The sequence below is a fragment of the Streptomyces sp. NPDC040432 genome, assembly GCF_055595445.1.
This window is the reverse complement of record NZ_JBVIVP010000005.1, coordinates 347,556-369,773: the sequence shown is the minus strand read 5'-3', so window position 1 is coordinate 369,773 and position 22,218 is coordinate 347,556. Positions and strand designations below refer to the sequence as shown.

21 protein-coding genes are annotated in these 22,218 nt (G+C 72.4%); 11 read left to right on the top strand and 10 right to left on the bottom strand.

The window, feature by feature from the left end; translation table 11 throughout:
- Positions 1 to 17: 17 nt before the first annotated feature.
- Positions 18 to 1,673 (top strand): bifunctional aspartate transaminase/aspartate 4-decarboxylase, encoded by a 1,656-nt coding sequence (locus ACZ58N_RS14710; protein ID WP_471158999.1) that lies wholly within the window; start codon positions 18 to 20, stop codon positions 1,671 to 1,673.
- A 185-nt stretch (positions 1,674 to 1,858) separates the two neighbouring features.
- Here the strand turns inward: ACZ58N_RS14710 and ACZ58N_RS14705 are convergent, their stop codons facing one another.
- The 4 genes from ACZ58N_RS14705 to ACZ58N_RS14690 form a co-directional block, all read right to left on the bottom strand.
- Complete coding sequence (locus ACZ58N_RS14705; protein WP_471158997.1) at positions 1,859 to 2,086, bottom strand: hypothetical protein; 228 nt, start codon at positions 2,084 to 2,086, stop codon at positions 1,859 to 1,861.
- Between the two features lie 16 nt (positions 2,087 to 2,102).
- Positions 2,103 to 2,579, bottom strand: a complete 477-nt coding sequence (locus ACZ58N_RS14700) for a glycine-rich domain-containing protein (RefSeq protein ID WP_471158995.1) — start codon at positions 2,577 to 2,579, stop codon at positions 2,103 to 2,105.
- A 318-nt stretch (positions 2,580 to 2,897) separates the two neighbouring features.
- The gene (locus ACZ58N_RS14695) at positions 2,898 to 3,104 is read right to left on the bottom strand and encodes a hypothetical protein (protein WP_471158994.1); all 207 of its coding nucleotides are present in this window, start codon (positions 3,102 to 3,104) and stop codon (positions 2,898 to 2,900) included.
- A 95-nt stretch (positions 3,105 to 3,199) separates the two neighbouring features.
- A complete protein-coding gene (locus tag ACZ58N_RS14690; protein ID WP_471158992.1) occupies positions 3,200 to 4,375 on the bottom strand; it encodes a helix-turn-helix domain-containing protein in 1,176 nt (391 codons plus the stop codon).
- A gap of 92 nt (positions 4,376 to 4,467) precedes the next feature.
- Between ACZ58N_RS14690 and ACZ58N_RS14685 the strand changes: the two genes are divergently transcribed.
- Complete coding sequence (locus ACZ58N_RS14685) at positions 4,468 to 5,001, top strand: flavoprotein (RefSeq protein ID WP_471158990.1); 534 nt, start codon at positions 4,468 to 4,470, stop codon at positions 4,999 to 5,001.
- Between the two features lie 97 nt (positions 5,002 to 5,098).
- Here the strand turns inward: ACZ58N_RS14685 and sph are convergent, their stop codons facing one another.
- Complete coding sequence (gene sph, locus ACZ58N_RS14680) at positions 5,099 to 6,088, bottom strand: sphingomyelin phosphodiesterase (protein WP_471158988.1); 990 nt, start codon at positions 6,086 to 6,088, stop codon at positions 5,099 to 5,101.
- A gap of 140 nt (positions 6,089 to 6,228) precedes the next feature.
- On the opposite strand from sph, the gene ACZ58N_RS14675 reads away from it, so the two are divergent.
- On the top strand, positions 6,229 to 7,113 hold the full coding sequence (locus ACZ58N_RS14675) for an oxygenase MpaB family protein (protein WP_471158986.1): 885 nt from the start codon (positions 6,229 to 6,231) through the stop codon (positions 7,111 to 7,113).
- 36 nt (positions 7,114 to 7,149) lie between these two features.
- On the opposite strand, the gene ACZ58N_RS14670 is transcribed toward ACZ58N_RS14675, so the two are convergent.
- Positions 7,150 to 8,682, bottom strand: coding sequence for a M1 family metallopeptidase (locus ACZ58N_RS14670; protein WP_471158984.1), 1,533 nt, complete (start codon positions 8,680 to 8,682; stop codon positions 7,150 to 7,152).
- A gap of 460 nt (positions 8,683 to 9,142) precedes the next feature.
- Between ACZ58N_RS14670 and ACZ58N_RS14665 the strand changes: the two genes are divergently transcribed.
- The 5 genes from ACZ58N_RS14665 (at position 9,143) to ACZ58N_RS14645 (ending at position 15,004) form a co-directional block, all read left to right on the top strand.
- Positions 9,143 to 11,629: a Tex family protein gene (locus tag ACZ58N_RS14665; RefSeq protein WP_471158982.1), complete on the top strand. Its 2,487-nt coding sequence runs from the start codon at positions 9,143 to 9,145 to the stop codon at positions 11,627 to 11,629.
- Positions 11,630 to 11,912: 283 nt separating this feature from the next.
- Positions 11,913 to 12,419, top strand: coding sequence for a M78 family metallopeptidase domain-containing protein (locus tag ACZ58N_RS14660; RefSeq protein WP_471158980.1), 507 nt, complete (start codon positions 11,913 to 11,915; stop codon positions 12,417 to 12,419).
- Positions 12,409 to 13,623 (top strand): MAB_1171c family putative transporter, encoded by a 1,215-nt coding sequence (locus tag ACZ58N_RS14655; protein WP_471158978.1) that lies wholly within the window; start codon positions 12,409 to 12,411, stop codon positions 13,621 to 13,623. Before ACZ58N_RS14660 ends, ACZ58N_RS14655 begins: the two co-directional genes overlap by 11 nt.
- Positions 13,624 to 13,637: 14 nt before the next feature.
- Positions 13,638 to 14,417, top strand: a complete 780-nt coding sequence (locus ACZ58N_RS14650) for an SDR family NAD(P)-dependent oxidoreductase (RefSeq protein ID WP_471158976.1) — start codon at positions 13,638 to 13,640, stop codon at positions 14,415 to 14,417.
- Positions 14,414 to 15,004: a hypothetical protein gene (locus ACZ58N_RS14645; RefSeq protein WP_471158974.1), complete on the top strand. Its 591-nt coding sequence runs from the start codon at positions 14,414 to 14,416 to the stop codon at positions 15,002 to 15,004. Before ACZ58N_RS14650 ends, ACZ58N_RS14645 begins: the two co-directional genes overlap by 4 nt.
- Here the strand turns inward: ACZ58N_RS14645 and ACZ58N_RS14640 are convergent.
- Entirely contained in the window at positions 14,991 to 16,628 is a 1,638-nt protein-coding gene (locus ACZ58N_RS14640) for an ABC-F family ATP-binding cassette domain-containing protein (protein ID WP_471158972.1), read from the bottom strand. The genes ACZ58N_RS14645 and ACZ58N_RS14640 overlap by 14 nt on opposite strands.
- Before the next feature lie 33 nt (positions 16,629 to 16,661).
- Positions 16,662 to 18,008 (bottom strand): SLC13 family permease, encoded by a 1,347-nt coding sequence (locus ACZ58N_RS14635; RefSeq protein ID WP_471158970.1) that lies wholly within the window; start codon positions 18,006 to 18,008, stop codon positions 16,662 to 16,664.
- A 60-nt stretch (positions 18,009 to 18,068) separates the two neighbouring features.
- On the opposite strand from ACZ58N_RS14635, the gene ACZ58N_RS14630 reads away from it, so the two are divergent.
- On the top strand, positions 18,069 to 19,052 hold the full coding sequence (locus ACZ58N_RS14630) for a GlxA family transcriptional regulator (protein ID WP_471158968.1): 984 nt from the start codon (positions 18,069 to 18,071) through the stop codon (positions 19,050 to 19,052).
- A 118-nt stretch (positions 19,053 to 19,170) separates the two neighbouring features.
- Positions 19,171 to 19,806, top strand: coding sequence for a DJ-1/PfpI family protein (locus tag ACZ58N_RS14625; RefSeq protein ID WP_471158966.1), 636 nt, complete (start codon positions 19,171 to 19,173; stop codon positions 19,804 to 19,806).
- On the opposite strand, the gene ACZ58N_RS14620 is transcribed toward ACZ58N_RS14625, so the two are convergent.
- On the bottom strand, positions 19,784 to 20,542 hold the full coding sequence (locus tag ACZ58N_RS14620) for an enoyl-CoA hydratase/isomerase family protein (RefSeq protein ID WP_471158964.1): 759 nt from the start codon (positions 20,540 to 20,542) through the stop codon (positions 19,784 to 19,786). The genes ACZ58N_RS14625 and ACZ58N_RS14620 overlap by 23 nt on opposite strands.
- 390 nt (positions 20,543 to 20,932) lie before the next feature.
- Here ACZ58N_RS14620 and ACZ58N_RS14615 point away from each other — a divergent pair, with 390 nt between their 5' ends.
- Positions 20,933 to 21,430, top strand: a complete 498-nt coding sequence (locus tag ACZ58N_RS14615) for an ATP-binding protein (protein WP_471158962.1) — start codon at positions 20,933 to 20,935, stop codon at positions 21,428 to 21,430.
- Positions 21,431 to 21,540: 110 nt separating this feature from the next.
- Here ACZ58N_RS14615 and idi read toward each other — a convergent pair whose 3' ends face one another.
- Positions 21,541 to 22,140 (bottom strand): isopentenyl-diphosphate Delta-isomerase, encoded by a 600-nt coding sequence (gene idi / locus ACZ58N_RS14610; protein ID WP_471158960.1) that lies wholly within the window; start codon positions 22,138 to 22,140, stop codon positions 21,541 to 21,543.
- Between the last annotated feature and the right edge of the window lie 78 nt (positions 22,141 to 22,218).

Here is a 22,218-nt window from a genome sequence, read left to right as displayed (position 1 = left end):
CTACGTAAGGAACCACCGTGCCGGAGACCAGCTTCAGCCGCGAGGAGATCCAGTCCTTCGCCCAGCTCAGCCCCTTCGAGCTCAAGGACAAGTTCATCCAACTGGCCACGGCGGCCCAGGAGGGCAAGCCCGGCCAGAAGGAGACCACCGCCCGCGCCATGCTCAACGCGGGCCGCGGCAACCCCAACTGGATCGCCACCGGACCGCGCGAGGCGTTCTACGCGCTCGGCTACTTCGCCCTCGACGAGTCCCGTCGGGTCTGGACCGCCGACAACCTCGGCGGGATGCCGGAGAAGAAGGGCATCGGCGGTCGCTTCGAGTCCTGGGTGCGCCGTCACCCCGAACTCCCCGGCGTCGAGATGCTGTCCGCCTGCGTCCAGTACGCCCTCACGCGCTGGCCGTTCGACAAGGACGCGTTCATCCACGAGCTGACCGACGCGATCACCGGCGACAACTACCCGGTCCCGGACCGGATGCTGACCCACGCCGAGCACATCGTCCGCGGCTACGTCTCCGACGAGATGTTCGACGAGCGCCCGCCGCACGACACCCTCTCGCTCTTCGCGACCGAGGGCGGTACGGCAGCCATGTGCTACATCTTCGACTCCCTGATGAAGAACGGGATCCTCCACAAGGGCGACAGGATCGCCCTGCTGACCCCGGTGTTCACCCCGTACATCGAGATCCCCGAACTCGACACCTTCGAGTTCGACGTGGTCAACGTCTCCGCGAGCCTGTTCGCCGAGACCGGGGTGCGCCAGTGGCGCTACCCGGAGGAGGAAATCGCCAAGCTCGCCGACCCGTCCGTCAAACTCGTCTGCCTGGTCAACCCGAGCAACCCGCCGTCCCTCGCGCTCAGCGACCGGGTCACCGACCAGATCAAGGAGATCGTGGCCGGCCCCAACCCCAACCTGCTGATCGTCACCGACGACGTCTACGGCACCTTCGTACCCGGCTTCCGCTCCCTCGCGGCCGAACTCCCGCGCAACACGCTGCTCGTGTACTCGTACTCCAAGCACTACGGCTGCACGGGCTGGCGCCTCGGAGTCATCGGCCTGCACGACGACAACGTCATCGACGAGATGATCGCGGCGTTCCCCCAGGACCGGAAGGACCGCCTCGCCAAGCGGTACGGGACCCTGACCCTGGACCCGGGCTCCATCCGCTTCATCGACCGGTTGGTCGCCGACTCCCGGTCCGTCGCCCTCAACCACACCGCCGGCCTGTCGCTGCCGCAGCAGACGATGATGGTGCTCTTCTCCCTCTTCGACATGCTCGACGAGGGCCAGGCCTACAAGGCCCGCATCCGACAGATCGTCCACCGACGCCTCGACCTCCTCCTGGAGGGCGCCCAGATGAAGATCAGCGAGGACGACAAGCGGGCCGGCTACTACATCGAGCTGGACCTGCTCGCCGAGGCCGAACGGGTCCACGGCAAGGACTTCGCCGACTTCCTGGAGAAGAACTACGAACCGGTCGACCCGCTCTTCCGACTCGCCGAACAGACCTCCGTCGTCCTCCTCAACGGCGGCGGGTTCGACGGTCCCCAATGGTCGGTCCGGGTCTCCCTGGCCAACCTCGACGACCTCGACTACCTGAAGATCGGCCACCACCTGCGGGCGATCTTCAACGACTACGCCGAGGAATGGCAGCGCTCCAAGTCCGCCGGCTGACCGCCGGGGGTGCCCGCTCCCGGGCGGGCACCCGTACGGGTGCGGCCGGCCGGCGGCCGATCACCGGGTCGGGGCCCGACGTCTTCCACTCCCCAAGGGGGCACTCAGGGGTACGCGACTCTGGGGGAGGCAACGCCCCGACCGGCCGGCGGGGGGACTGCCGGTCGGTCGGGGCGGGCGGAGCGTCAGGCTGGGGTGTGAGCCTTCTCGGTGGAGCCACCGCCCTGGCACGCCAGGCACGGCTCGCTGTACACGACCTGCTGCTCACCGTCGACGAGGATCGTGCGCCGGATGCCGCGGCACGCGACGCACCCTCTCATCTCAGTGCGGCGACGCGGAACGTTGCCCTTGCGGCGCAGCTCCCGGAGGTGGTTGATGAGCGGTCCGTGATCAGGGCTCTCCCACGAGGTCATGACCGGTCAGCGTAGCTCAGTTCGGGTGGTCGTCGCGGCAGTTGCCGGAGCAGTCCGTATCGCCGCAGTTGCTGGAGTGCTCGCACTGCGCCGCGACCGGCATGCCCGTGAGTGGTCCCCGCCAGAGTGCGGCGTCGGTAGCGAAACCGGCCTTGGTGATGCGCCGTTGCGTACGGTCGAGGGCGCCCGGGTTGTGCCGGGTGTGGTCGGGCGGCTCCGGCATGTGGTGTACGAAGCGGCCGAGGTCGTGACACAGCTTCGCGTAGATCCTGGTGTGCAGGATGAGCGCGTGCCATCCCTCGTCCACGGTCCGGGACGGCCGCATGCCCCCTGGGAACCGGGCTGCGGCCGCGACGAATTTGATGGCTTCCAAGGTGATGCGTTCCGCGTCTGCCTGCGCGATGTCCGGGTTGTTGCTGCCGACCGTCGCGGCGACGGCCTCGAACTCGGCGCGGGTGATGAGGGTGCGGGGGTCCCGAACGGTGAGGGGCATGGTGCCTCCAGTGCTCATGGGGGCGGGGGTGTCCGGGCTGGTCCGGCAGAGGGGAGGTACGGGCGTGGACATGCGTCTCCCTTGGACGTGTGCAGGACAGTGCAGGAGTGGGGAACCCGGCCGCCGGTGACGGCGGAGCACCGGTGACCGGGAGTTCAGTGGCCGCGCTCGCGTTCGGCCGCGGTGACCGGCCGGCAGGCCGGGTCGGACTTCCGGTGCAGGATGATGTCCGGCCGGGCGCCGGATGGCGAGTGACGACGACAGTCTCGAAGTCGCTGTCAAGGGCGCGTTGGCAGCGTGCGCAGATCCGGCCCGCGGTCACGCCGGCTCCACGTTCGAGACGACGGTCGAGAACTCGCGGCCGGACGCGGGTCGAACGTACGCCAGGTCCACCCACCGATCGACGCCGGTGTCCGACACGTTCTCGTGGACGACAGCCATCAACACGCCCTCGACACCGGACGCGATGTCACGGACCCGTTTGCGCAGGAGGGCGTGCTCGACGTACTCGTACACCTCGGCCATCTGTCCGGCTCCCCAGCGTCGTCAGCGGATGGTGACACCAGCCTGACGGCCCGGGAAGCCGTGAACGCTCACAGAATTGTGAGTGCCTGCAAGCGTTAGAGCCCGATCCAGCGGGCCATGCCGCCCAGACCGTCCGGCGCCCGCCTCGACATGTGCACCAGCCCACGGATCGTGGTCCGCGTGCCCGGCAGGTGCCGAGTCTGCTCCGGCGCCACACGGCGGGCCTGCGCCAGGTACCGCAATGACGCCTTCGGCGAGCCGGCCTCCATCTCCACGAGCGCTCGATCCACCATGTAGCGGGCTCGTCGGGACGTCAGCATCGCGTCCGGCACGGTCAGCGCCCGCGCCTGCCCGAGGGCCGTGTCGAACTGCCTCATGGCGATGGACGCGCCCAGCTCGTGCAGCCGCACGTTCATCGCCCCGAACGACAGCCAGTGCACGTCTCCGGCCTCGCCGCCTACGCGGCCGGCCAGAACCCGGGCGGCTTCCAGGTGTGACTCCACTGCGGCCGCGTCGCCGTCCTTGGCGGCCACGGTGGCGAGGCCCAAGTGCAGCTGCCCGGTGACCGCAAGGGCCTCGCGGGTCGACCGCCCCTCCAGCAGAGCTTGACCCGCGATGATGAGGTGCGTGCTTGTCGAGCACCGCCACAGGGTGGCCCGCTTGTACCGCTGGACGGCCTCGACACACGGGTCCGAGGCATGGCCGGCGGCCCAGCCCATCCGGTCGAGGGCGACACGAGCAAGGTCGGGATGATCCAATTTCAGGGCGACGTCGTGCGCGGTCCGGTAGGCGGAGGCCAGGGCCCGCCAGGCCTCCGTCGACGGCGCGGCGTAGACGGTGTGCGTCAGCTCCAGGACCAGAGCGGGCAGGGCGCGGGCAGCAGCGCGCAAGTTGGTGGCACGAACCTGCCGGCACAGCGCGTCCGCCGCAGTCGCCAGCTCGCGCACCGGGCGGACTGCGGGGAGGTCGGCGTTCGGGCCGAGGTCGAATCGGTCGAGGGCTTCGCGGATGGGGGCGACCAGCGCGACCAGGCGGTCAGGCGGCAGCGACGTCACAGCGGGGGGTCCTACCAGATCGGACGCGTTCACCCCGATGGCCTGAGCCACGGCTGCCACGAGACCAGCCGAGGCGCGGCGGGCACCGCACTCGACCTGATTCAGGAGGCTGAGGCTGTACGGGATCCGGTCGGCCAGCTGTCGCTGCGTCAGGTGGTGCAGTCGCCGCTGCTCGCGGATCCGGGACCCGGTGTAGTCATCGTCAGGTAGAGGCACACTGGTCTCCGTCCAGGACTCGTCATCAAGGACGGTACCGCCGATCGCCCCGACTCCACCCGAATCGGAAGCGGTTGCGTAGGGTCGGGCGCATGACGACGAGGACCTTGTACCTGCTCTGCTCGGCGGCCCCGCCCGTCTTCGGCATCGCCGAAGTGGTCGAGGAGGCGCAGGCCCGCGGCTGGGACGTCTGCCTTGGGCTGACACCGGCTGCCGCCGAGTGGCTGGAGGACGACATCGACGCGTTGGCGACGTTGACCGGGCGCCCGGTCCGCTCGCGGTACAAGCGGCCCGGTCACCCGGACGTGTGGCCGCCGGCCGACGCGGTACTCGTCGCTCCGGCCACGATGAACACCATTAACTCGTGGGCTCTCGGCATCACGGGGACGTGGCTCGTGGGGTTCGTCGCCGAAGCGATTGGCAAGAGGATCCCGCTCACGGCCATGCCGTGCGTGAACAGTGCGTACGCCCAGCACCCGCAGTTTGAACCGTCGCTGAAGACGCTGCGTGAGGCAGGAGTTCAAGTGCTATTCGGCCCCGATGGGTTCGAGCCGAACGCTCCCGGCGAGAAGAAGTCCTTCCCGTGGGCCGTTGCGCTGGATGCCATTGAGGAGCATCGCGGATAGCCGGCCGGGCCCGGAACGCACGAAAGCGCCCCACCCCGTCGAGAAGGGGGCGCCGTGGGGGCGACGCGGTGCCCGCCCCCGTACGGGGGCGGGGTGGTCAGCGGCCGATGACCGGGTAGTGGTCGGAAAGGTTGTCGTACGTGTAGGAGGTGCCCCAGCTGGAGACCGTCCACGGCGTCGACTGCTCCTTGACGACGTTGTTCTCCCAGCCCGCCGGGCGGGCGTTGCCCTTGCGGTGGAGGACGTGGTCCAGGTCCTCGCGCGGGTCCGTCGGGTAGCGGTACCGCGCGATCGAGTTGAGCGCCGTGTCGAAGGAGTACGTGTGCCCCGTGCGGGTGTCCGCGCCGGCCAGGTCGGCGTCGGCCAGCATGGAGGCGTACTCCGGGGTCCGCGAGTCGACGTTCATGTCGCCCGCGACGATGACCTGTTCGGCCGCCGGGATGTTCTTCGCGTCGAGGAAGGCGTCGATCGCCTTGAACTGGCGGCTGCGCATCTGCGCCGCCTCGCCCGCGCCGCAACCCGGGTCGGTGGACTGGGCGTGCGTGCCGACCACGTGCACCTTGGCGCCGTTCACGTTCAGCACGACGTAGGCGAAGCCCTTGTTGGACCACCAGTCGGCGCCGCAGGCGTCCTTGTAGACCACCTGCTCCTTGCGGACGATCGGCCACTTGCTCAGGACGGTGACGCCGCCGTCCTCCGGCGTCGTCGCCGAGTAGGCGCCGCCGGTGGCGTCCCAGCCGCTCTTGCTGCGACCCACGACGGGCGTCTGGTAAGGGTACTTGGCGGCCGAGTTGGCCTTCAGCGCGTCCGACGCGGAGTTGTCGAAGGCCTCCTGGAGCACGACCACGTCGTGCCCCTGGTAGAAGGAGGCCTTGGGGATCTCGGCGGCCCGGTGGTCCTGACCCCAGTTCGGGTACAGGTTCTTGCTCATCAGGAACACGTTGTACGACAGGACGCTGAGCCGCGGGGCCGCGGCGCCCTCCGCGGCGGTCGCGGCCGGCGCGGTGGTGACGGTCAGGGCGCCGACGGCGACCGCCGCGACGGCCGTGGCGGCGGCGCGGCGCGAGCGGGGCGAGGTGTGCAGCATGAGGGTCTCCATCATTCCTGCGGGGGAAGTGCGGGGAAGATCGACGCCGTCATACAAGCAGCACCAGTTACCTCTGGGTAACACCCGTGCATCGACTTTCTGTCCGGAGCGAGACCGTTCGGGGCTCGCATACTTGTGTCATGGAGACGCCGCACCACGCACCACCGGCCGGGCCCCGCCCCGACCCCGAGCCCCCCGCCCCCGGTGGGGTGCTGTGGACCATCGCCGGGGACGTCCGCGCCCTGCTGATGCTGCCCGCCGCCTTCACCATGCAGGTCGCCCACCCCGCCATCGGGGCCGGAGTCGACGCGTACTCCGTCTTCCGCACCGACCCCTGGGGGCGCGGGGAACGCTCGCTGCGCTCCGTCCAGCTGTGGGTGTACGGCGGCGCCGGAGCCGCCGAGGAGGGGCGTCGGGTGCGCCGCCTGCACAAGGAGATCCAGGGGATCGACACCCGGGGCCGCCGCTACCACTCGCTCGACCCGGCCTGCTACTCCTGGGTCCACGCCACCGGCTTCCCCGTCTACCTCCACGCGGGGCGCTACCTGCTGCGCCGCTTCACCCCCGCCCAGGAGCGGCAGCTGTACCGGGAGTGGCTCCAGGTCGGCCGGATCCTCGGCATCCACGACCGGGACATGCCGCAGAGCATCGAGGAGTACTGGGTCTACTACCGCCGGATGCTGGCGCAGGAGATCGAGCCGACCGCGGTGGCGCGGGAACTGGTCGCCACCGACGTGGCCCTGCCCCGGCCCGAGGTCGGGTCGGCGCCGGTCCGGCTGCTGCTGCGGCTCACGTGGCCGCTGCTGCGCAAGGCGTTCCTGCACCTGCGGGCCTTCGTCAGCGTCGGCTACATGCCGCCCGAGGCGCGGGACGCCATCGGCCTGCGGTGGACCCCCGCCCAGGAACGCAGGCTCCGGCGGTTCAGCACCGCCGTGCGGCTCCTCGTGCCGCTGCTGCCCGAGCGCCTGCGCTATCTGCCGATCGCCCGCGCCGCACGGGCACGCCGGCGCGCCGGCGCCCGCTGAGGGGCGCCGGCGCACACGGGGCAGCGGCCGGAGCGATCAGTGGCCGTGCTTGTGGCCCTGCTCCTGGCCGTGGTCGTGGACCGTGTTCGTCGCGGCGATCTTCTTCCAGGACTTCGGCTCGACGGTCGGCCCGGCCGGGGCCTGGAGGGAGCGGGCCCCGGCCTTGGCGGCCGGCGGGGCGAAGGCCGGCTTGCCCGGGGTGTACAGCCAGGTCTCGAACAGCTGCGCCAGGGGCTTGTTGGAGACCTTCTCCGCGTAGCGGACGAAGTCGCCGACCTTGGCGTTGCCGTGGGCCCGCTCGGTCGGCCAGCCCTTGAGGATCCGGAAGAACTTCTCGTCGCCGATCTCGTTCCGAAGCGCCTGGAGCGCAATGGCCCCCCGGTCGTACACGGCGCCGTGGAACTGGTTCTCCGCACCCGGGTCACCCGGCTTGACCTGCCAGAACGGGTCCTCGGCGGGACGGGAGGCGTACGTCCAGTCGGCGAGCTCCTGCGCGGTGCCCTCGCCCTCCTTCTCCGACCACAGCCACTGGCTGTAGCGGGCGAAGCCCTCGTTGACCCAGATGTCCTTCCAGTTGTCGACGGAGACGCTGTCCCCGTACCACTGGTGGGCGATCTCGTGGACGACCACGGAGACGTTCGCCCCGTTCTGGAACTGGCGGGGCCCGTAGAACGGCCGGGTCTGGGTCTCCAGCGCGTAGCCCGCGTTCACGTTGGGGACGTAGCCGCCCAGCGCGTTGAACGGGTACGGGCCGAAGATCCCCTCCAGCCACTCCGCGACCTCACCGGTCCGCTCCACGCTGGCGCGCGCGGCGCCCGCGTTGTCGCCGAGGTCCTTGCTGTAGGCGTTGAGGATCGGCAGGCCGCTCGCCGTCCTGTCCGTGGTGATGTCGAACTTGCCGATGGCCAGGGTGGCCAGGTACGTGGCCTGCGGCTTGTTGGAGCGCCAGTTGAAGCGGGTCCAGCCGAGCTTCGAGCTCTGCGACTGGAGCACGCCGTTGCTGATCGCCTGGGTGCCGTCCGGGACGTTGACGGAGACGTCGAAGGTGGCCTTGTCCAGCGGGTGGTCGTTGCTCGGGAACCACCAGATCGCCGAGTCCGGCTCCTGCGCCGCCACGCCGCCGTCCGGGGTGCGCTGCCAGGCCGTCCAGCCGTCGACCTTGAACTCCGACGGCTTGCCCGCGTACTTGACGACGACCGAGGACTGCTTGCCCTTCGGCAGCGGCTGCGCGGGGGTCACCTCCAACTCCTGGGTGCCGGTCGCGGCGAACTTCGCCTTCACCCCGTTGACCCGGACCTCGCTCACCTTGAGGCCGAAGTCGAGGTTGAACCGGGACAGGTCCTGCTTGGCGGTGGTCAGCAGGGTGGCGGTGCCCTCCAGCAGGTCCGTCTTCGGCTGGTACTGCAGGCGCAGGTCGTAGTGGGAGACGTCGTAGCCGCCGTTCCCGCTGGCCGGGTAGTAGGGATCGCCGATACCCGGGGCGCCCGGACCCGCACTGGCCGCCGACGCCGGGATCACCAGCAGGAGGGAGGCGGCCAGGACGCTCGGGGCGATGACTTTGCGGTGCACGAAGAGCTCCAAGTGGTAGGGGAGACAGATCGGTTCAAGGTCTCGTCGGTCGACCGTATTCACCCGCGCCGTGCCACGTCATGTCCATGGCCCCTGCTGTCACACGATCGCCATTCGGCCGTCACACCCCGCTGAGCGGACGCGCCGGTCGGTGAGCGCGCCCCCGGTGGCGTGGGCACGGGCGCCCGCACGGGCCCGGCGGGCCCGGCGCACCGGGTACGGAGTCCCGTGCGCGGGCGCCGGGCGCCCCGCGCGCACCCCTCGGCCCGTCCCGCACCACCCGTACGAGAAAGGCCGGAAAGCTGCGGGCGCGGGACGCGGCGGAACGGACCGCGGGACGGATCCGCCCGGGCCGCGACACCTCCGGGCGGGCAGGGCCCGAGGGGTTCCCGCCGTCCGCCGCGGTCACCTGCCACAATTGGCAGCCTTCCACGCAAACGAAGGCAGGCGGGACCGCACAGTGACGATGTCCATCGAAGGCAGGATCGCCGAGGAGCTCGGCGTACGGGAACGGCAGGTCAAGGCCGCCGTCGAGCTGCTCGACGGCGGTTCCACCGTCCCGTTCATCGCGCGCTACCGCAAGGAGGCGACCGAGGAGCTCGACGACGCCCAGCTGCGCACCCTGGAGGAGCGGCTGCGGTACCTGCGCGAGCTGGAGGACCGGCGCGCGGCCATCCTCGAATCCGTACGGGAACAGGGCAGGCTCGACGAAGCCCTGGAGGCCCGGATCAACGCGGCCGACACCAAGGCCCGACTGGAGGACATCTACCTCCCGTTCAAGCCCAAGCGCCGCACCAAGGCCCAGATCGCCCGTGAGGCAGGCCTGGAGCCGCTCGCCGAGAGCCTGCTGGCCGATCCCTCGGTCGAGCCCGCCGCCGCCGCGGCCGCGTTCGTCGACGTGGACAAGGGCGTAGCCGATCCGGCCGCCGCGCTGGAGGGTGCCCGCGCCGTCCTCACCGAGAAGTTCGCCGAGGACGCCGACCTGATCGGCGAACTCCGCGAACGCATGTGGGGCCGCGGCCGGCTCGCCTCGAAGGTCCGCGAGGGCAAGGAGGAGGCCGGCGCCAAGTTCGCCGACTACTTCGACTTCGCCGAGCCGTTCACCGCGCTTCCCTCGCACCGCGTGCTCGCGATGCTGCGCGGCGAGAAGGAGGACGTCCTCGCCCTGGACCTGGAGCCGGAGGAGCCGTCCGAGGTGCCCGGGCCCTCCACGTACGAGGGAATGATCTCCCGCCGCTTCGGGGTCGCGGATCGCGGTCGCCCCGGCGACAAGTGGCTGGCCGACACCGTCCGCTGGGCCTGGCGCACCAAGGTCCAGGTGCACCTGGGCATCGACCTGCGGTCCCGGCTGCGCGCCGCCGCCGAGGACGAGGCCGTACGTGTCTTCGCGGCGAACCTGCGCGACCTGCTGCTCGCCGCCCCCGCCGGCACCCGTGCCACGCTCGGCCTCGACCCCGGCTTCCGCACGGGCGTCAAGGTGGCCGTCGTCGACGCGACCGGCAAGGTCGTCGCGACGGACGTCATCCACCCGCACGTGCCCGCCAACCGGTGGGACGAGTCCCTGGCCAAGCTGGCCCGCCTCGCGAAGGAGCACGCGGTCGAGCTCGTCGCCATCGGCAACGGCACGGCCTCCCGCGAGACCGACAAGCTCGCCGGCGACCTCATCGCCCGCCACCCCGAGCTGGGCCTGACCAAGGTGATGGTCTCGGAGGCGGGCGCCTCCGTGTACTCGGCCTCGGCCTTCGCCTCGCAGGAACTCCCCGGTATGGACGTGTCGTTGCGAGGCGCCGTCTCCATCGCCCGTCGGCTCCAGGACCCGCTGGCCGAGCTCGTCAAGATCGACCCCAAGTCGATCGGTGTGGGCCAGTACCAGCACGACCTGTCCGAGGTGAAGCTCTCCCGCTCCCTCGACGCGGTCGTCGAGGACTGTGTGAACGGCGTCGGAGTGGACGTCAACACCGCCTCCACGCCGTTGCTCTCCAGGGTGTCGGGCATCAGCGGCACCCTCGCCGAGAACATCGTCGCCCACCGCGACGCCAACGGCCCCTTCCGCAGCCGCAAGGGCCTCAAGGACGTGGCCCGCCTCGGACCGAAGGCGTACGAGCAGTGCGCCGGCTTCCTGCGGATCCGCGACGGGGACGACCCGCTCGACGCCTCGGCCGTGCACCCCGAGACGTACCCGGTGGTCCGGGCGATGGGGAAGACCGCCGGCGGTGACGTGGCCGCGCTGATCGGCAACACCGCCGTCCTGCGCTCCCTGCGGCCGGAGGAGTTCGTGACCGCGGCCTTCGGCCTGCCGACGGTCGGGGACATCCTGCGCGAGCTGGAGAAGCCGGGCCGCGACCCGCGCCCGGCCTTCAAGACGGCCACCTTCAAGGAAGGCGTCGAGAAGATCGGCGACCTGGCCCCCGGCATGATCCTGGAGGGCGTCGTCACGAACGTGGCCGCCTTCGGCGCCTTCATCGACATCGGCGTCCACCAGGACGGCCTGGCCCACGTCTCGGCCCTCTCGAAGACCTTCGTGAAGGACCCGCGGGACGTGGTCAAGCCGGGTGACATCGTCCGCGTGAAGGTCATGGACGTGGACATCCCGCGCAAGCGGATCGCACTGACCCTGCGCCTGGAGGACGAGGCCGGTGCCGAGCGCGGCGCCGGCGCGCCGAGGCAGCGCGAGGAACGCCGGGGCGGCGGCCGACCCCCGCAGCAGCGCGGCACGGCCGACCAGGGCAACGGCGGCCGGGCAGGCACCGGTCAGGACCGCCGGGGCGGCCAGGGTCAGGGCGGCCAGGGGCAGCGCGGCGGAACGGGACAGCGGCAGGGCGGCGGCTCCGGCGGCGGGCAGGGGAACCGGCGCGGCAACGCCCCGGCACCGGCCAACAGTGCCATGGCCGACGCCCTGCGCAAGGCCGGTCTCACCGGCCCCGACGGCCGCGGCAAGCGGAGCTGACGGCCGCCGCCGGCGGCCCCGACCGGTGCCCCGGGCGGCCGTGACGCCGCCGCGGCCCGGCTGCCGGGAATGGCCGGATAGGCACCCCGGTCGGGGGTGCGCCTTGCCAAGCCCCGAGCGGAATCGGTAGGGATGGTGGAACACCCCTTCGTCCTGTACGGACGGGTGTTCCGTCTTCCCCTCCGGGACCGCCCCCCGAGGCCGCCTCAAGGCACAGGACCCTATGCCGATGCCCCCGCACGCCTACCGACGCTGCCCGAGAAAGGGTTCGAAGAGGGACCACATGCCCCATGGGGATCTCAGCCTCCGCAAACGGTGCGAGTTGATTCTCGGCCATCTGGACCTGCCCCATCCGTTTTCACTCGACGGACTGTGCGCACGCGTCGCCGAACAGCGCGGCCGGCCCATCCGACTGCACCCGCTGCCCCCCGAGGCGGCCGAATCGGGTGTGTGCGGCCTGTGGGTGGGAACCGCGAGCGTCGACCACGTCTTCTACGAGGCCCGCACCACCCCCCTGCACCGGGAACACATCGTGCTCCACGAGCTCGGGCACATCCTCTTCGGCCACCACTCCCTCGACGGCGAGGACGCCGACGGCCCGGCGCCCGTGGTCCTGGGCCGCACCAACTACACCAGCCTCCAGGAACGGGAGGCTGAACTGCTCGCGAGCATGATCCGCACCCGTGTCCCCGGCCCCCGCCGACCGCGCCCGGCCGGCGCGCCCCGGGGCGCCCTCGCCCGGCTGGAGTCCGCCATGGGGTACGAGCGGGGTCCGCGCGATGGCGACTGACCTCGCCGCCCTCGGGGACTGGCTCGCCGTACCGAGCGTGGCCTGCCTGTGGGTCGCCGTCCTGCTGCGCGCCCCCGGAGCACTGCGCTCGCCGCAGCAGCGCGGACTGTGGCTCGCGGTGGCCACCGCGGCCGCCGCGATGACCCTCAACCTGCCCGAGGTCGTCGCCCACGCCATGAGCCGCGACCCCGGGTACGCGCACACCGTCGGCCTCGTCCGCAACCTCATCGGAGTCCTGTCCGCCGGCGCCGTGCTCTACTTCGTGGCCGCCGCCACCGGTGGACGCGTCCTCCAACGCGCCGCCCGGGCCGGAACACTGGTGTGGTCGGCCGCCCTCCTCGTCCTGGACGCCGCCGCGCCCGAGCACGCGAGCCACACCATCCCGCCCACCGGCGACCCGGTGCCCTCCCTCGCCTACTGGCTCGTCCTGATCTCCGCCCACCTGATCGCCAACACCGTCTGCGTGTCCGTCTGTCTGCGCTACGCCCGCCGGACGGAGAGCCGCGCCCTCGCCGCCGGACTGCGACTGTTCGGCCTCGGCACCGCCCTCGCCGGGCTGTTCTGGTTCGCGTACCTGCTGAAGGCCCTGTTCGGGAGCACCTGGGCGATGCCCGTCCTGCCGCTGCTGATGAACCTGCACGGGCTGCTGCGGGCCGCCGCGATCCTCGTGCCGACCCTGTGCACCCTGCGCCGCACCACCGCCGACGTCACCACCGCCTGGCGGCTGTGGCCGCTGTGGCGGGACCTCGTCGAGGCCGTCCCGCACGTGGTGCTCTCCCCGCCCCGCACCGGCCGGGTGCTGGAACTGCTGTGGCCGCCCCTCCCGCGCGGCCTGCTCGTCTACCGCAAGGTCATCGAGACCCGCGACGCGATCCTGGTGCTCGGCGAGTACGTGGACCGGGGCGTGCCCGAGCTCGCGCGCAGCCACGTCGCCGGGAGCGGGATCCCCGAACAACGACGGACGGCCGCCGCGCTGGCCTGCGTACTGAGACAGGCCCGGCAGGCGAAGCTCGCCGGACTGCCCGGCCGGCCGGGCACCGGATCCCTGGAACTACCGGCCGAGATCCGGACCTCGGCCGAGGGCGGGGACCTGGAGAGCGAGGCCGGGTTCCTGGTGGACGTCGCCCACGCCTGGGACGCGCCCGGCACCGCCGCGTTCACCGCGGCCCCGGCCGCCGGTACCCACGACAGCCCGAACCCGTAGGAAGTGGAGCAGTCTTGACCACCGTATTGATCACCGGAGCCAGCGCCGGACTCGGTGCGGCCTTCGCGCGCGGCTTCGCCGCCAAGGGGTGCGACCTGATCCTCGTCGCCCGAGACAAGGCCCGGCTGGAGTCCCTCGCCGCGGAGCTCGCCGGCGAGTTCGGCGCCGCCTGCGAGGTCCTGCCCGCCGACCTGCTGGACGCGCGGCAGTGCGCGGCCGTCGCCGAACGGCTCGCCGACCCGGGCCGGCCCGTCGACGTACTCGTCAACAACGCCGGATTCGGGCTGCCGGCGCCCTTCCCGTACAACCCCGTCGAGGACGAGGAGCGGATGCTCGACCTCCTCGTCAAGGTCCCGCTGCGGCTCACGCACGCCCTGCTGCCCGGCCTGCGCGCCCGCCGGCGCGGCGCCGTGCTCAACGTGGCCTCGGTCGCCGCGCTGCTGCCGACCGGGACGTACGGGGCCGCCAAGGCCTGGGTGACCGCCTTCAGCGAATCGCTGCGGGTCGACATGGAACCGTACGGGGTGCGCGTGCTCGCGGTGGTGCCGGGCTTCACCCGCACCGAGTTCCAGGAGCGCGCCGGCATGGACGTCAGCGCGCTGCGCGACGCCGTCTGGCTGGAGCCCGAGGCCGTCGTCGCCAAGGCCCTGCGCGATCTGGCCCGGCGCCGACCGGTGAGCATCACGGGCCGCCGCTACCAGGCGTACGCCCTCGCCGCCCGCCACCTGCCGCGCGGTTTCGTGGCCCGCAGGATGGCCCGCACCCGCCGGCCGCCCGTCGGATCCGACGCGTGAGCGGGTCCGTGGAGCGGGCCCGCGAGGCCCTGGCGTCGGGGGCGCCGCCCGCCGAGGTGTGCGCCGCACTCGCGGCCGACACGCACGACCTGCGGGGCGCGGCGCTCGCCGTGTGCGAGGCGCTCGGCATTCCGCGCACGGACGCCGAGAAGAGGCTGGGGGAGGGCGCCGATCCGGGGGCCGGGTTCGGCCCCGGAGCGGAGTCCTCCTTCGCCGGGTTCCTGGACCTCGCCGAACTCCTGGACCTCACCGGGACGTTCGACGTCCCGGTCACCCTGGACGAGCCCGGCGAGCACATCCGCGCACTCATGGGCCGTGCCTTCGGAGCGCTCGGCGGCGTGCCGAGCGGGGCGGCCCTCGGCATTCACCGGCGGCTGTACACCGGCCGCCTGCCCGAGGCGTACGCCGCCCTCGTGCGCCTACGGGTCCGAGAGCGCGGCGACCCGGTCCGGTACTGGACGACGCTCGCCTCGGTGGGCGAACTGCTCGCCGCGTGGCTGCCGCCCGACGACCGGGAGGCAGCCGAACGGGTGCGGGAAGCCCGTGAGCGCTGCGCCCGTGAGGCCGCCGCCGCTACAGCTCGGTGACCTTTCCGTCGACGACCTCCAGACGGCGGGTCACGTGCACCGCGTCCAGCATCCGGCGGTCGTGCGTGACCAGCAGCAGGGTGCCCTCATAGGCGTCCAGCGCCGCCTCCAACTGCTCGATCGCCGGCAGGTCGAGGTGGTTCGTCGGCTCGTCGAGCACGAGGAGGTTCACGCCGCGCCCCTGGAGCAGCGCCAGCGCCGCCCGGGTGCGTTCGCCGGGGGAGAGGGTCGCCGCGGTCCGCAGGACGTGCGCCGCCTTCAGGCCGAACTTGGCCAGCAGCGTCCGTACCTCCGCCGGCTCGGTGTCCGGGATCGCCGCGCAGAACGCCTCCAGCAACGGCTCGTCGCCGAGGAACAGCCCGCGGGCCTGGTCCACCTCACCGACCAGCACGCCGGAGCCGAGGGTCGCGGCGCCGGAGTCCGGCGCGAGCCGCCCCAGCAGGACCGCGAGGAGGGTGGACTTGCCGGCGCCGTTGGCCCCGGTGATCGCGACCCGGTCCGCCCAGTCGATCTGCAGGCTCGCGGGGCCGAACGCGAAGTCCCCGCGCCGCACGGCCGCCTCGCGCAGGGTGGCCACCACCGAACCGGAACGCGGGGCCGCGGCGATCTCCATCCGCAGCTCCCACTCCTTGCGGGGCTCCTCGACGACGTCCAGCCGCTCGATCGCGCGCTGCGTCTGGCGCGCCTTCGCGGCCTGCTTCTCGCTGGACTCGCCGCGCAGGTTCTTGCCGATCTTGTCGTTGTCGGAGGACTTGCGGCGGGCGTTGCGCACGCCCTTGTCCATCCAGTTGCGCTGCATCTGCGCGCGGCCTTCGAGGGCGGCCTTCTTGCCCGCGTACTCGTCGAACTCCTCGCGGGCGTGGCTCCGGGCCCGCTCGCGCTCCTCCAGGTACGAGTCGTAGCCACCGCCGTAGAGGTTGATCTGCTGCTGCGCCAGGTCGAGTTCGAGGACCTTGGTGACGGTCCGCGTGAGGAACTCGCGGTCGTGGCTGATCACGACGGTGCCCGCGCGCAGCCCCTTGACGAACTGCTCCAACCGCTCCAGACCGGCCAGGTCCAGGTCGTTGGTCGGCTCGTCCAGCAGGAACACGTCGTACCGGGACAGCAGCAGCGACGCCAGACCGGCACGGGCCGCCTGGCCACCGGACAGCGCCGTCATCGGCAGGTCCAGGCCCACGCCGAGGCCGAGCTCGCCCGCCACCTCCTCGGCCCGCTCGTCGAGGTCGGCGCCACCGAGGTTCAGCCACCGGTCGAGGGCGTCCGCGTACGCGTCGTCCGCGCCCGGGGTGCCGTCCACGAGCCCCTGGGTGGCGGCGTCCAGCTCGGCCTGCGCGGCGGCGACACCGGTACGGCGGGCGAGGAAGTCCCGGACCGACTCGCCGGGACGCCGATCGGGCTCCTGGGGCAGGTGCCCGACGGCGGCGCCGGGCGGGGAGAGCCGCAGCTCACCGGTCTCCGGAGCGTCCAACCCGGCGAGGAGCCGCAGCAGGGTCGACTTCCCGGCGCCGTTGACGCCGACGAGTCCGATGACGTCGCCGGGCGCGACGACGAGGTCGAGATCGGCGAAGAGCGTGCGCTCACCGTGCGCGGCGGTGAGCTTCTTGGCGACGAGGGTTGCAGTCATGATGCCCCGATCCTATCCGCGCCCGCGGGGGCCTCAGGTGCCGATCAGTCGGAGCCCCGCCCACAGGGCCGCGACGGCCGCGACCAGGCCCGCGGGGGTCGTGAGCAGCCCGAGCCGGGTGAACTCCCCGAGCCCGACGCGTTCGCCGTGCGCCTGCAGGATCCGCCGCCACAGCAGCGTGGCCAGCGAACCCGCGTACGTGAGGTTCGGGCCGATGTTGACCCCGATCAGCACGGCCAGCACCGGTCCGGCTCCGCCCGGGGCGGCCAGCGGCAGCAGCGCGAGCACCGCGGGCAGGTTGTTGATCAGGTTGGCGAGGAGGGCGGCCACACCGGCCACGGCGAGCAGCGCGGGCAGCGAGTCGCCGGCCGGCAGCACCCTCTCCAGACCGTCACCGAGGCCGTGGTCCACGACGGCCCGTACGACGACGCCCAGCGCGAGCACGAACACGCAGAAGGCGGGCGCGGCCGCCTTCACCAGTCGGACCGGCGTGGTCTCGCGCCGCCGCAGGGCCCGCACGGCCAGGGCCACCGCCCCGGCCAGCGCCGCCCAGGCGGGGCTCGCCCCCGCGAAGGAGGTCACGACGAAGCCGGCCAGCGTCAGGACCAGCACCGCGAGTGCGAAGCGCGGCATCGCCACCCGCTCCACGGCGTCCGGGGCGTGCTCGGGCGGGGACTTCAGATCGGTGCGGAAGAAGCGGCGGAACACCACGTACTCCACCCCGATCGCCACCGCCCACGGCAGGGCCATCAGCGCGGCGAACCGGGTGAAGGAGAGGCCGCTCGCGGCGAAGGCGAGCAGGTTGGTCAGGTTCGACACGGGCAGCAGTAGCGAGGCCGAGTTCGCCAGGTGCGCGGTGGCGAAGACGTACGGTCGCGGTCGCGCCCCGAGGTGGGCGGCCGTCGCCAGGACCACCGGCGTCAGCAGCACGACGGTGGCGTCCAGGCTCAGCGCGGCGGTGACCAGCGAGGCCACCACGAACACCGGGCCCAGCAGCGTTCCCGGCTCCCGCCCCGCCGACCGCCGGGCCACGGTCGCCCCGACGGCCCGGAACAGCCCCTCGTCGGCGCACAGCTGGGCGAGGACGAGGATCACCGCGAGGAACCCGACCACGGGCAGCAGCTCGCGCAGCTGCCCCCAGGCGTCGGCGGGGGAGACGACGCCGAGGGCGACGAGCAGCGCGGCGGCCGGCACCGCGGCAGCCGCCTCGGGCAGCCCGCGCGGGCGCAGCACGGCGAAGGCCAGCACACCGAGGAGGGCGGCGACCGACAGGGACTCGGCGAGGACGGTGTTCAGGGCGGGACTCCGGGACGGGGGCGGCCGGGATCCCGGGGGGACCTGCGGCGGGGCGTCCCGGAAGGATCGCACGGTCGACGGCATGGCCGGATGGGTGGGATGCCCGTCATTGCGGCCACCCGCCCGAGGTCACACCATGGAGGCATGCCGCTGCGAAACGTGCTGGTGGTCCTCTACGACGGGCTCCAGAGCCTGGACGTGACCGGTCCCGTCGAGGTGTTCAGCGGCGTCGACCGGTGCCCCGGGGAGGGCGGGTACGCGATCACCACGGTGTCCCCGGGCGGCGAGGCCGTCCGGACGAACAGCGGACTGACCCTGGTCCCGGACGGGGACCTGGAGAGCGCCCGGCCCGGCCCGGGCACCACCCTGCTGGTGCCCGGCGGGCAGTACTCGGCGCGCTTCGAGCCCCGGCTCACCGACTGGCTCCGCGCGTACGGGGGCGGGGCGGAGCGGCTCGTGGCGGTGTGCTCGGGCGGCCTGCTGCTCGCCGAGGCCGGGCTGCTCGACGGCAGGCGGGTCACCTCGCACTGGGACGTGTGCGAGCGGATGGCCCGGGACTACCCGGCGGTGAGGGTGGACCCGGACCCGATCTTCGTCCGCGACGGCCCCGTGGCGACCTCGGCGGGGGTGACCGCGGGGATCGACCTCGCACTCGCGCTCGTGGAGGAGGACTTCGGTCTGGACGTCGCCCTGCTCATCGCCCGGCACCTCGTGGTGTTCCTGCGCCGCCCCGGCACCCAGGCCCAGTTCAGTGCTCAGCTCGCCGCGCGGACGGCCCGCAGGGAGCCGCTGCGGGACGTCCAGCAGTGGATCACCGAGCATCCCGCGGAGGACCTCGGGGTGGAGGCGCTCGCCGCCCGCGCCGCCCTTTCACCGCGGCACTTCGCCCGGGCCTTCCGGGCGGAGACCGGGGTGACGCCGGGGCGTTACGTCGAGCGGGTCCGGGTGGAGCACGCCCGACGGCTCCTGGAGGACGGCCGGGACGGGGTGGCGCAGATATCCCCCGCGTGCGGCTACGGCACCCCCGAAGCTCTCCGCCGGGCGTTCGTCAGGGCCCTGGGACAACCCCCGGCCGAATACCGGCGCCGCTTCGGCCCGCAGGCCCACGACCGGTCCCCGAGCCCCTGACGCCCCCCGATCACCGAGCACCACGCAGTCACCGACAGCCCACAGCCCACAGCCCCCAGCCCGTAGCCCCCAGCCCGGACCCGGAACGGGTCGGCCCGATCACAGCTCCGGAGGAGCCATGCAGATCGCCGTACTGCTCTACGACCGCTTCACCGCACTCGACGCCATCGGCCCCTTCGAGACCCTGGGCCGGCTCGACGGCGCGGAGACCGTCTTCGTGTCCGAACGGCCCGGCCCGGTGCGGACCGACAGCGGTTCGCTCGCCCTCGTCGCGGACCGGGCCCTGGGCGAGGTGACCCGGCCCGACATCGTCGTCGTGCCCGGCGGACCGCACCCCGAGGTGGAGATGAAGAACCCGGTGGTCCTCGACTGGCTGCGCGGGGTCGACGCCACCACCACCTGGACCACCTCCGTCTGCACCGGCTCCCTGCTGTTGGGGGCCGCCGGCTTGCTCGACGGACGCCGGGCCACGAGCCACTGGCTCTACCTGGACCGGCTGACCCCCCTCGGCGCCGAGCCGACCGGGGAGCGGGTGGTCTACGACGGCAAGTACGTCACCGCCGCCGGCGTGTCGTCCGGCATCGACATGGGGCTCGGTCTGCTGGGCCGGATCGCCGGCGACACGTACGCGCAGACCGTCCAGCTGATGTGCGAGTACGATCCCCAGCCGCCGTACGATGCCGGCTCCCCGGACAAGGCGCCGGCCGAGATCGTCGCCCGGCTGCGCGGCTCTAATCCCCTGACGGCCGACTGAAGCTCGGCGCGCGGCGCTCCAGGAACGCGGCGACGCCCTCCGCGGCGTCGCCGCTCGCGGCGGCCCGCTCGGCCCAGTGGACGTCCCGGTCGGTGCGGCCGTCGACGAACTCCTTGGCCGCCGCCTGGGTCAGCCAGGACCGGGTGGTCAGGACGCGGGTGAACTCGGCGACCCGCTTGCCGAGTTCACCGGCGGGCAGCAGCTCGTTCAGGAAGCCGGCCCGCAGGGCCTGCTCGGCATCGATCAACTCGGCGGAGAACAGAAGGTACTTGGCCCAGGCCGGGCCGACCACCGAGGCGAGCCGCCGGGTGGAGGAGGCCGGATAGACGATGCCCAGCTTCGCCGGGGTCACCCCGAAGGACGCCCCCTGCTCGGCGAAGCGCAGGTCGCAGGCCGCCGCGAGCTGGCTCCCGCCGCCCACGCAGTACCCCCGGATCGCCGCGACCGTCGGCTTCGGGAAGGAGGCGAGGGCCTCCTCCGCCGCCACCGACAGGGCCTGGGGGTCATCGTCGCCGGTGAGCGAGGAGATGTCGGCGCCCGCGCAGAACGTGGCACCGGCCCCGGTCAGCACCAGCACGCGTACGGCCGGATCGGCGGCGAGCCCCGGCAACAGGTCGGGCAGGGCCCGCCACATCGATGCCGTCATGGCGTTCCGTTTGGCCGGGTGCGAGATGACGACGGTGGCCACCCCGTCGGCCACGGTGTGGGAGAGGGCTGCGTCCCGGGCTGCGTCCATGCGCCGGATGCTATCCGGGCCCGCCGATCCCGTGACCGACGGGGAGTCCGCTCCGGGGGTGCGGAACGCCGGGGGTGCGGAGGACGGGGTGCGGTAGGGCGGCACGTCTCCGCGCGCGGAGCGGACCGCCCCGGAGCGCGTGATCGGCGGGCTGGTCAGGGAGGACGAGGTGGCGGGCGGGCGGGTCGGACGCGGCGGACGGGACACGGGAGGCCGTCCGCGGAGCGCCCGAACCGGATCAGGAACGGTCCAACAACTGACTCTGTCATACGCCAGTGGTCAAAAAGTGTCCGATTGACGCTGACTTCTGGTCAGCGGTTCGGTCCGGACCAGGCTGTTCCCCACTCTGGACGCGTGGAGACGATCGAGCGCGAAGACGGGGGCCGGAAAATGACAGACAGCGGGAACGTCCCGCCAGCCGGGGGAGGTGAGGCGCCTGCTCCGGCGGACCCCCTCGCTTACGAGGGAGTGTGGCGCTTCACCGCGCCGGCGGTAGAAGAATCCGTTCCGCAGGCCCGCCGCGCGGTCCGTGACCTGCTCGGCCGGCAGGGGGTGCCGGCCCATCAGGACCTGGTGTACTCCCTGCTGCTGATCGTCTCCGAACTGGTGACGAACTCCGTGCGGCACGCGGCCCTGCTCTCCCCGGAGGTGGCCGTCGAGGTCGCGGTGGGGCGCGAGTGGGTGCGGGTGGCCGTCGAGGACAACCACCCGTACCGCCCCAAGGCGCTGGAGGCCGACTTCGGCCAGACCGGCGGCCGGGGCCTGCTCCTCGTCCGCGAGGTGACGCAGGAGGCCGGTGGGGTCTGCGACGTCGAGCACACCTCCACGGGCGGCAAGGTGATCTGGGCCGCGCTGCCGCTGACCGCCCCGCGGAACCCCACGCCCTGACCGGCCCGAACCGAACGACGGGCCGGCGACCCGCGACGTCCACCGCACGGACGTCACGCCGTCCGCGGCCGTACCGGCCCACGGGACGCGCCCGCCGGCTCGTGGACGTCCTACCAGCCCGCGTTGTCGCCGGTCAGCTCACGGATCGCGGGCCTCGCCGCGTCCAGCACGGTCATGAACCAGGCCGAGAACGGCACCTCGGCGTGCCGCTTCGCCAGTTCCTCGGCGGTGACGAACGCGGTGTCGCCGACCTCCTCCGGATCCGGCTCCGGTCCGGCCTGCGCGAGTCCCACGAACAGGTGGTTGTACTCCTGCTCGACCAGCCCGGACGCGGGGTCCGGATGGTTGTAGCGCACGGTCCCGGCCTCGGCGAGCAGCGACGGGGACAGCCCCAACTCCTCATGCGTCCGCCGGGCCGCGGCCGCGAACGGGGACTCGCCGGGGTAGGGGTGACCGCAACACGTGTTCGACCAGACGCCGGGGGAGTGGTACTTCCCGAGGGCCCGCTGTTGGAGCAACAGCCGGCCCTGCTCGTCGAAGAGGAACACGGAGAACGCCCGGTGCAGCAGGCCGGGGGCCTGGTGGGCGGACAACTTCTCCGCCGTACCGATGGTGTTGCCGGCTTCGTCGACCAGTTCGAGCATGATCGCTTCCGGAGTGCCGGCGCCGGGGAACCCGCTCTGCGCGGCGGTGGCTGGTGTGGTCGGCATACCCATCCTTCGCTTCGGACTTCGACCTTCAGTCTGCCGTACAAAACGGGCTCATCCCCACTTCGCGTGATCCACGCA

Coding starts and splice junctions, on each gene's coding strand:
- ACZ58N_RS14625 (WP_471158966.1), top strand. CDS start 19,171: ATGCAGATCGCCGTACTGCTCTACGACCGCTTCACCGCACTCGACGCC.
- ACZ58N_RS14675 (WP_471158986.1), top strand. CDS start 6,229: ATGGAGACGCCGCACCACGCACCACCGGCCGGGCCCCGCCCCGACCCC.
- sph (WP_471158988.1), bottom strand. CDS start 6,088: ATGCTGCACACCTCGCCCCGCTCGCGCCGCGCCGCCGCCACGGCCGTC.
- ACZ58N_RS14655 (WP_471158978.1), top strand. CDS start 12,409: ATGGCGACTGACCTCGCCGCCCTCGGGGACTGGCTCGCCGTACCGAGC.
- ACZ58N_RS14700 (WP_471158995.1), bottom strand. CDS start 2,579: ATGCCCCTCACCGTTCGGGACCCCCGCACCCTCATCACCCGCGCCGAG.
- ACZ58N_RS14705 (WP_471158997.1), bottom strand. CDS start 2,086: ATGACCTCGTGGGAGAGCCCTGATCACGGACCGCTCATCAACCACCTC.
- ACZ58N_RS14695 (WP_471158994.1), bottom strand. CDS start 3,104: ATGGCCGAGGTGTACGAGTACGTCGAGCACGCCCTCCTGCGCAAACGG.
- ACZ58N_RS14635 (WP_471158970.1), bottom strand. CDS start 18,008: ATGCCGTCGACCGTGCGATCCTTCCGGGACGCCCCGCCGCAGGTCCCC.
- ACZ58N_RS14660 (WP_471158980.1), top strand. CDS start 11,913: ATGCCCCATGGGGATCTCAGCCTCCGCAAACGGTGCGAGTTGATTCTC.
- ACZ58N_RS14630 (WP_471158968.1), top strand. CDS start 18,069: ATGCCGCTGCGAAACGTGCTGGTGGTCCTCTACGACGGGCTCCAGAGC.
- ACZ58N_RS14640 (WP_471158972.1), bottom strand. CDS start 16,628: ATGACTGCAACCCTCGTCGCCAAGAAGCTCACCGCCGCGCACGGTGAG.
- ACZ58N_RS14615 (WP_471158962.1), top strand. CDS start 20,933: ATGACAGACAGCGGGAACGTCCCGCCAGCCGGGGGAGGTGAGGCGCCT.
- ACZ58N_RS14620 (WP_471158964.1), bottom strand. CDS start 20,542: ATGGACGCAGCCCGGGACGCAGCCCTCTCCCACACCGTGGCCGACGGG.
- idi (WP_471158960.1), bottom strand. CDS start 22,140: ATGCCGACCACACCAGCCACCGCCGCGCAGAGCGGGTTCCCCGGCGCC.
- ACZ58N_RS14685 (WP_471158990.1), top strand. CDS start 4,468: ATGACGACGAGGACCTTGTACCTGCTCTGCTCGGCGGCCCCGCCCGTC.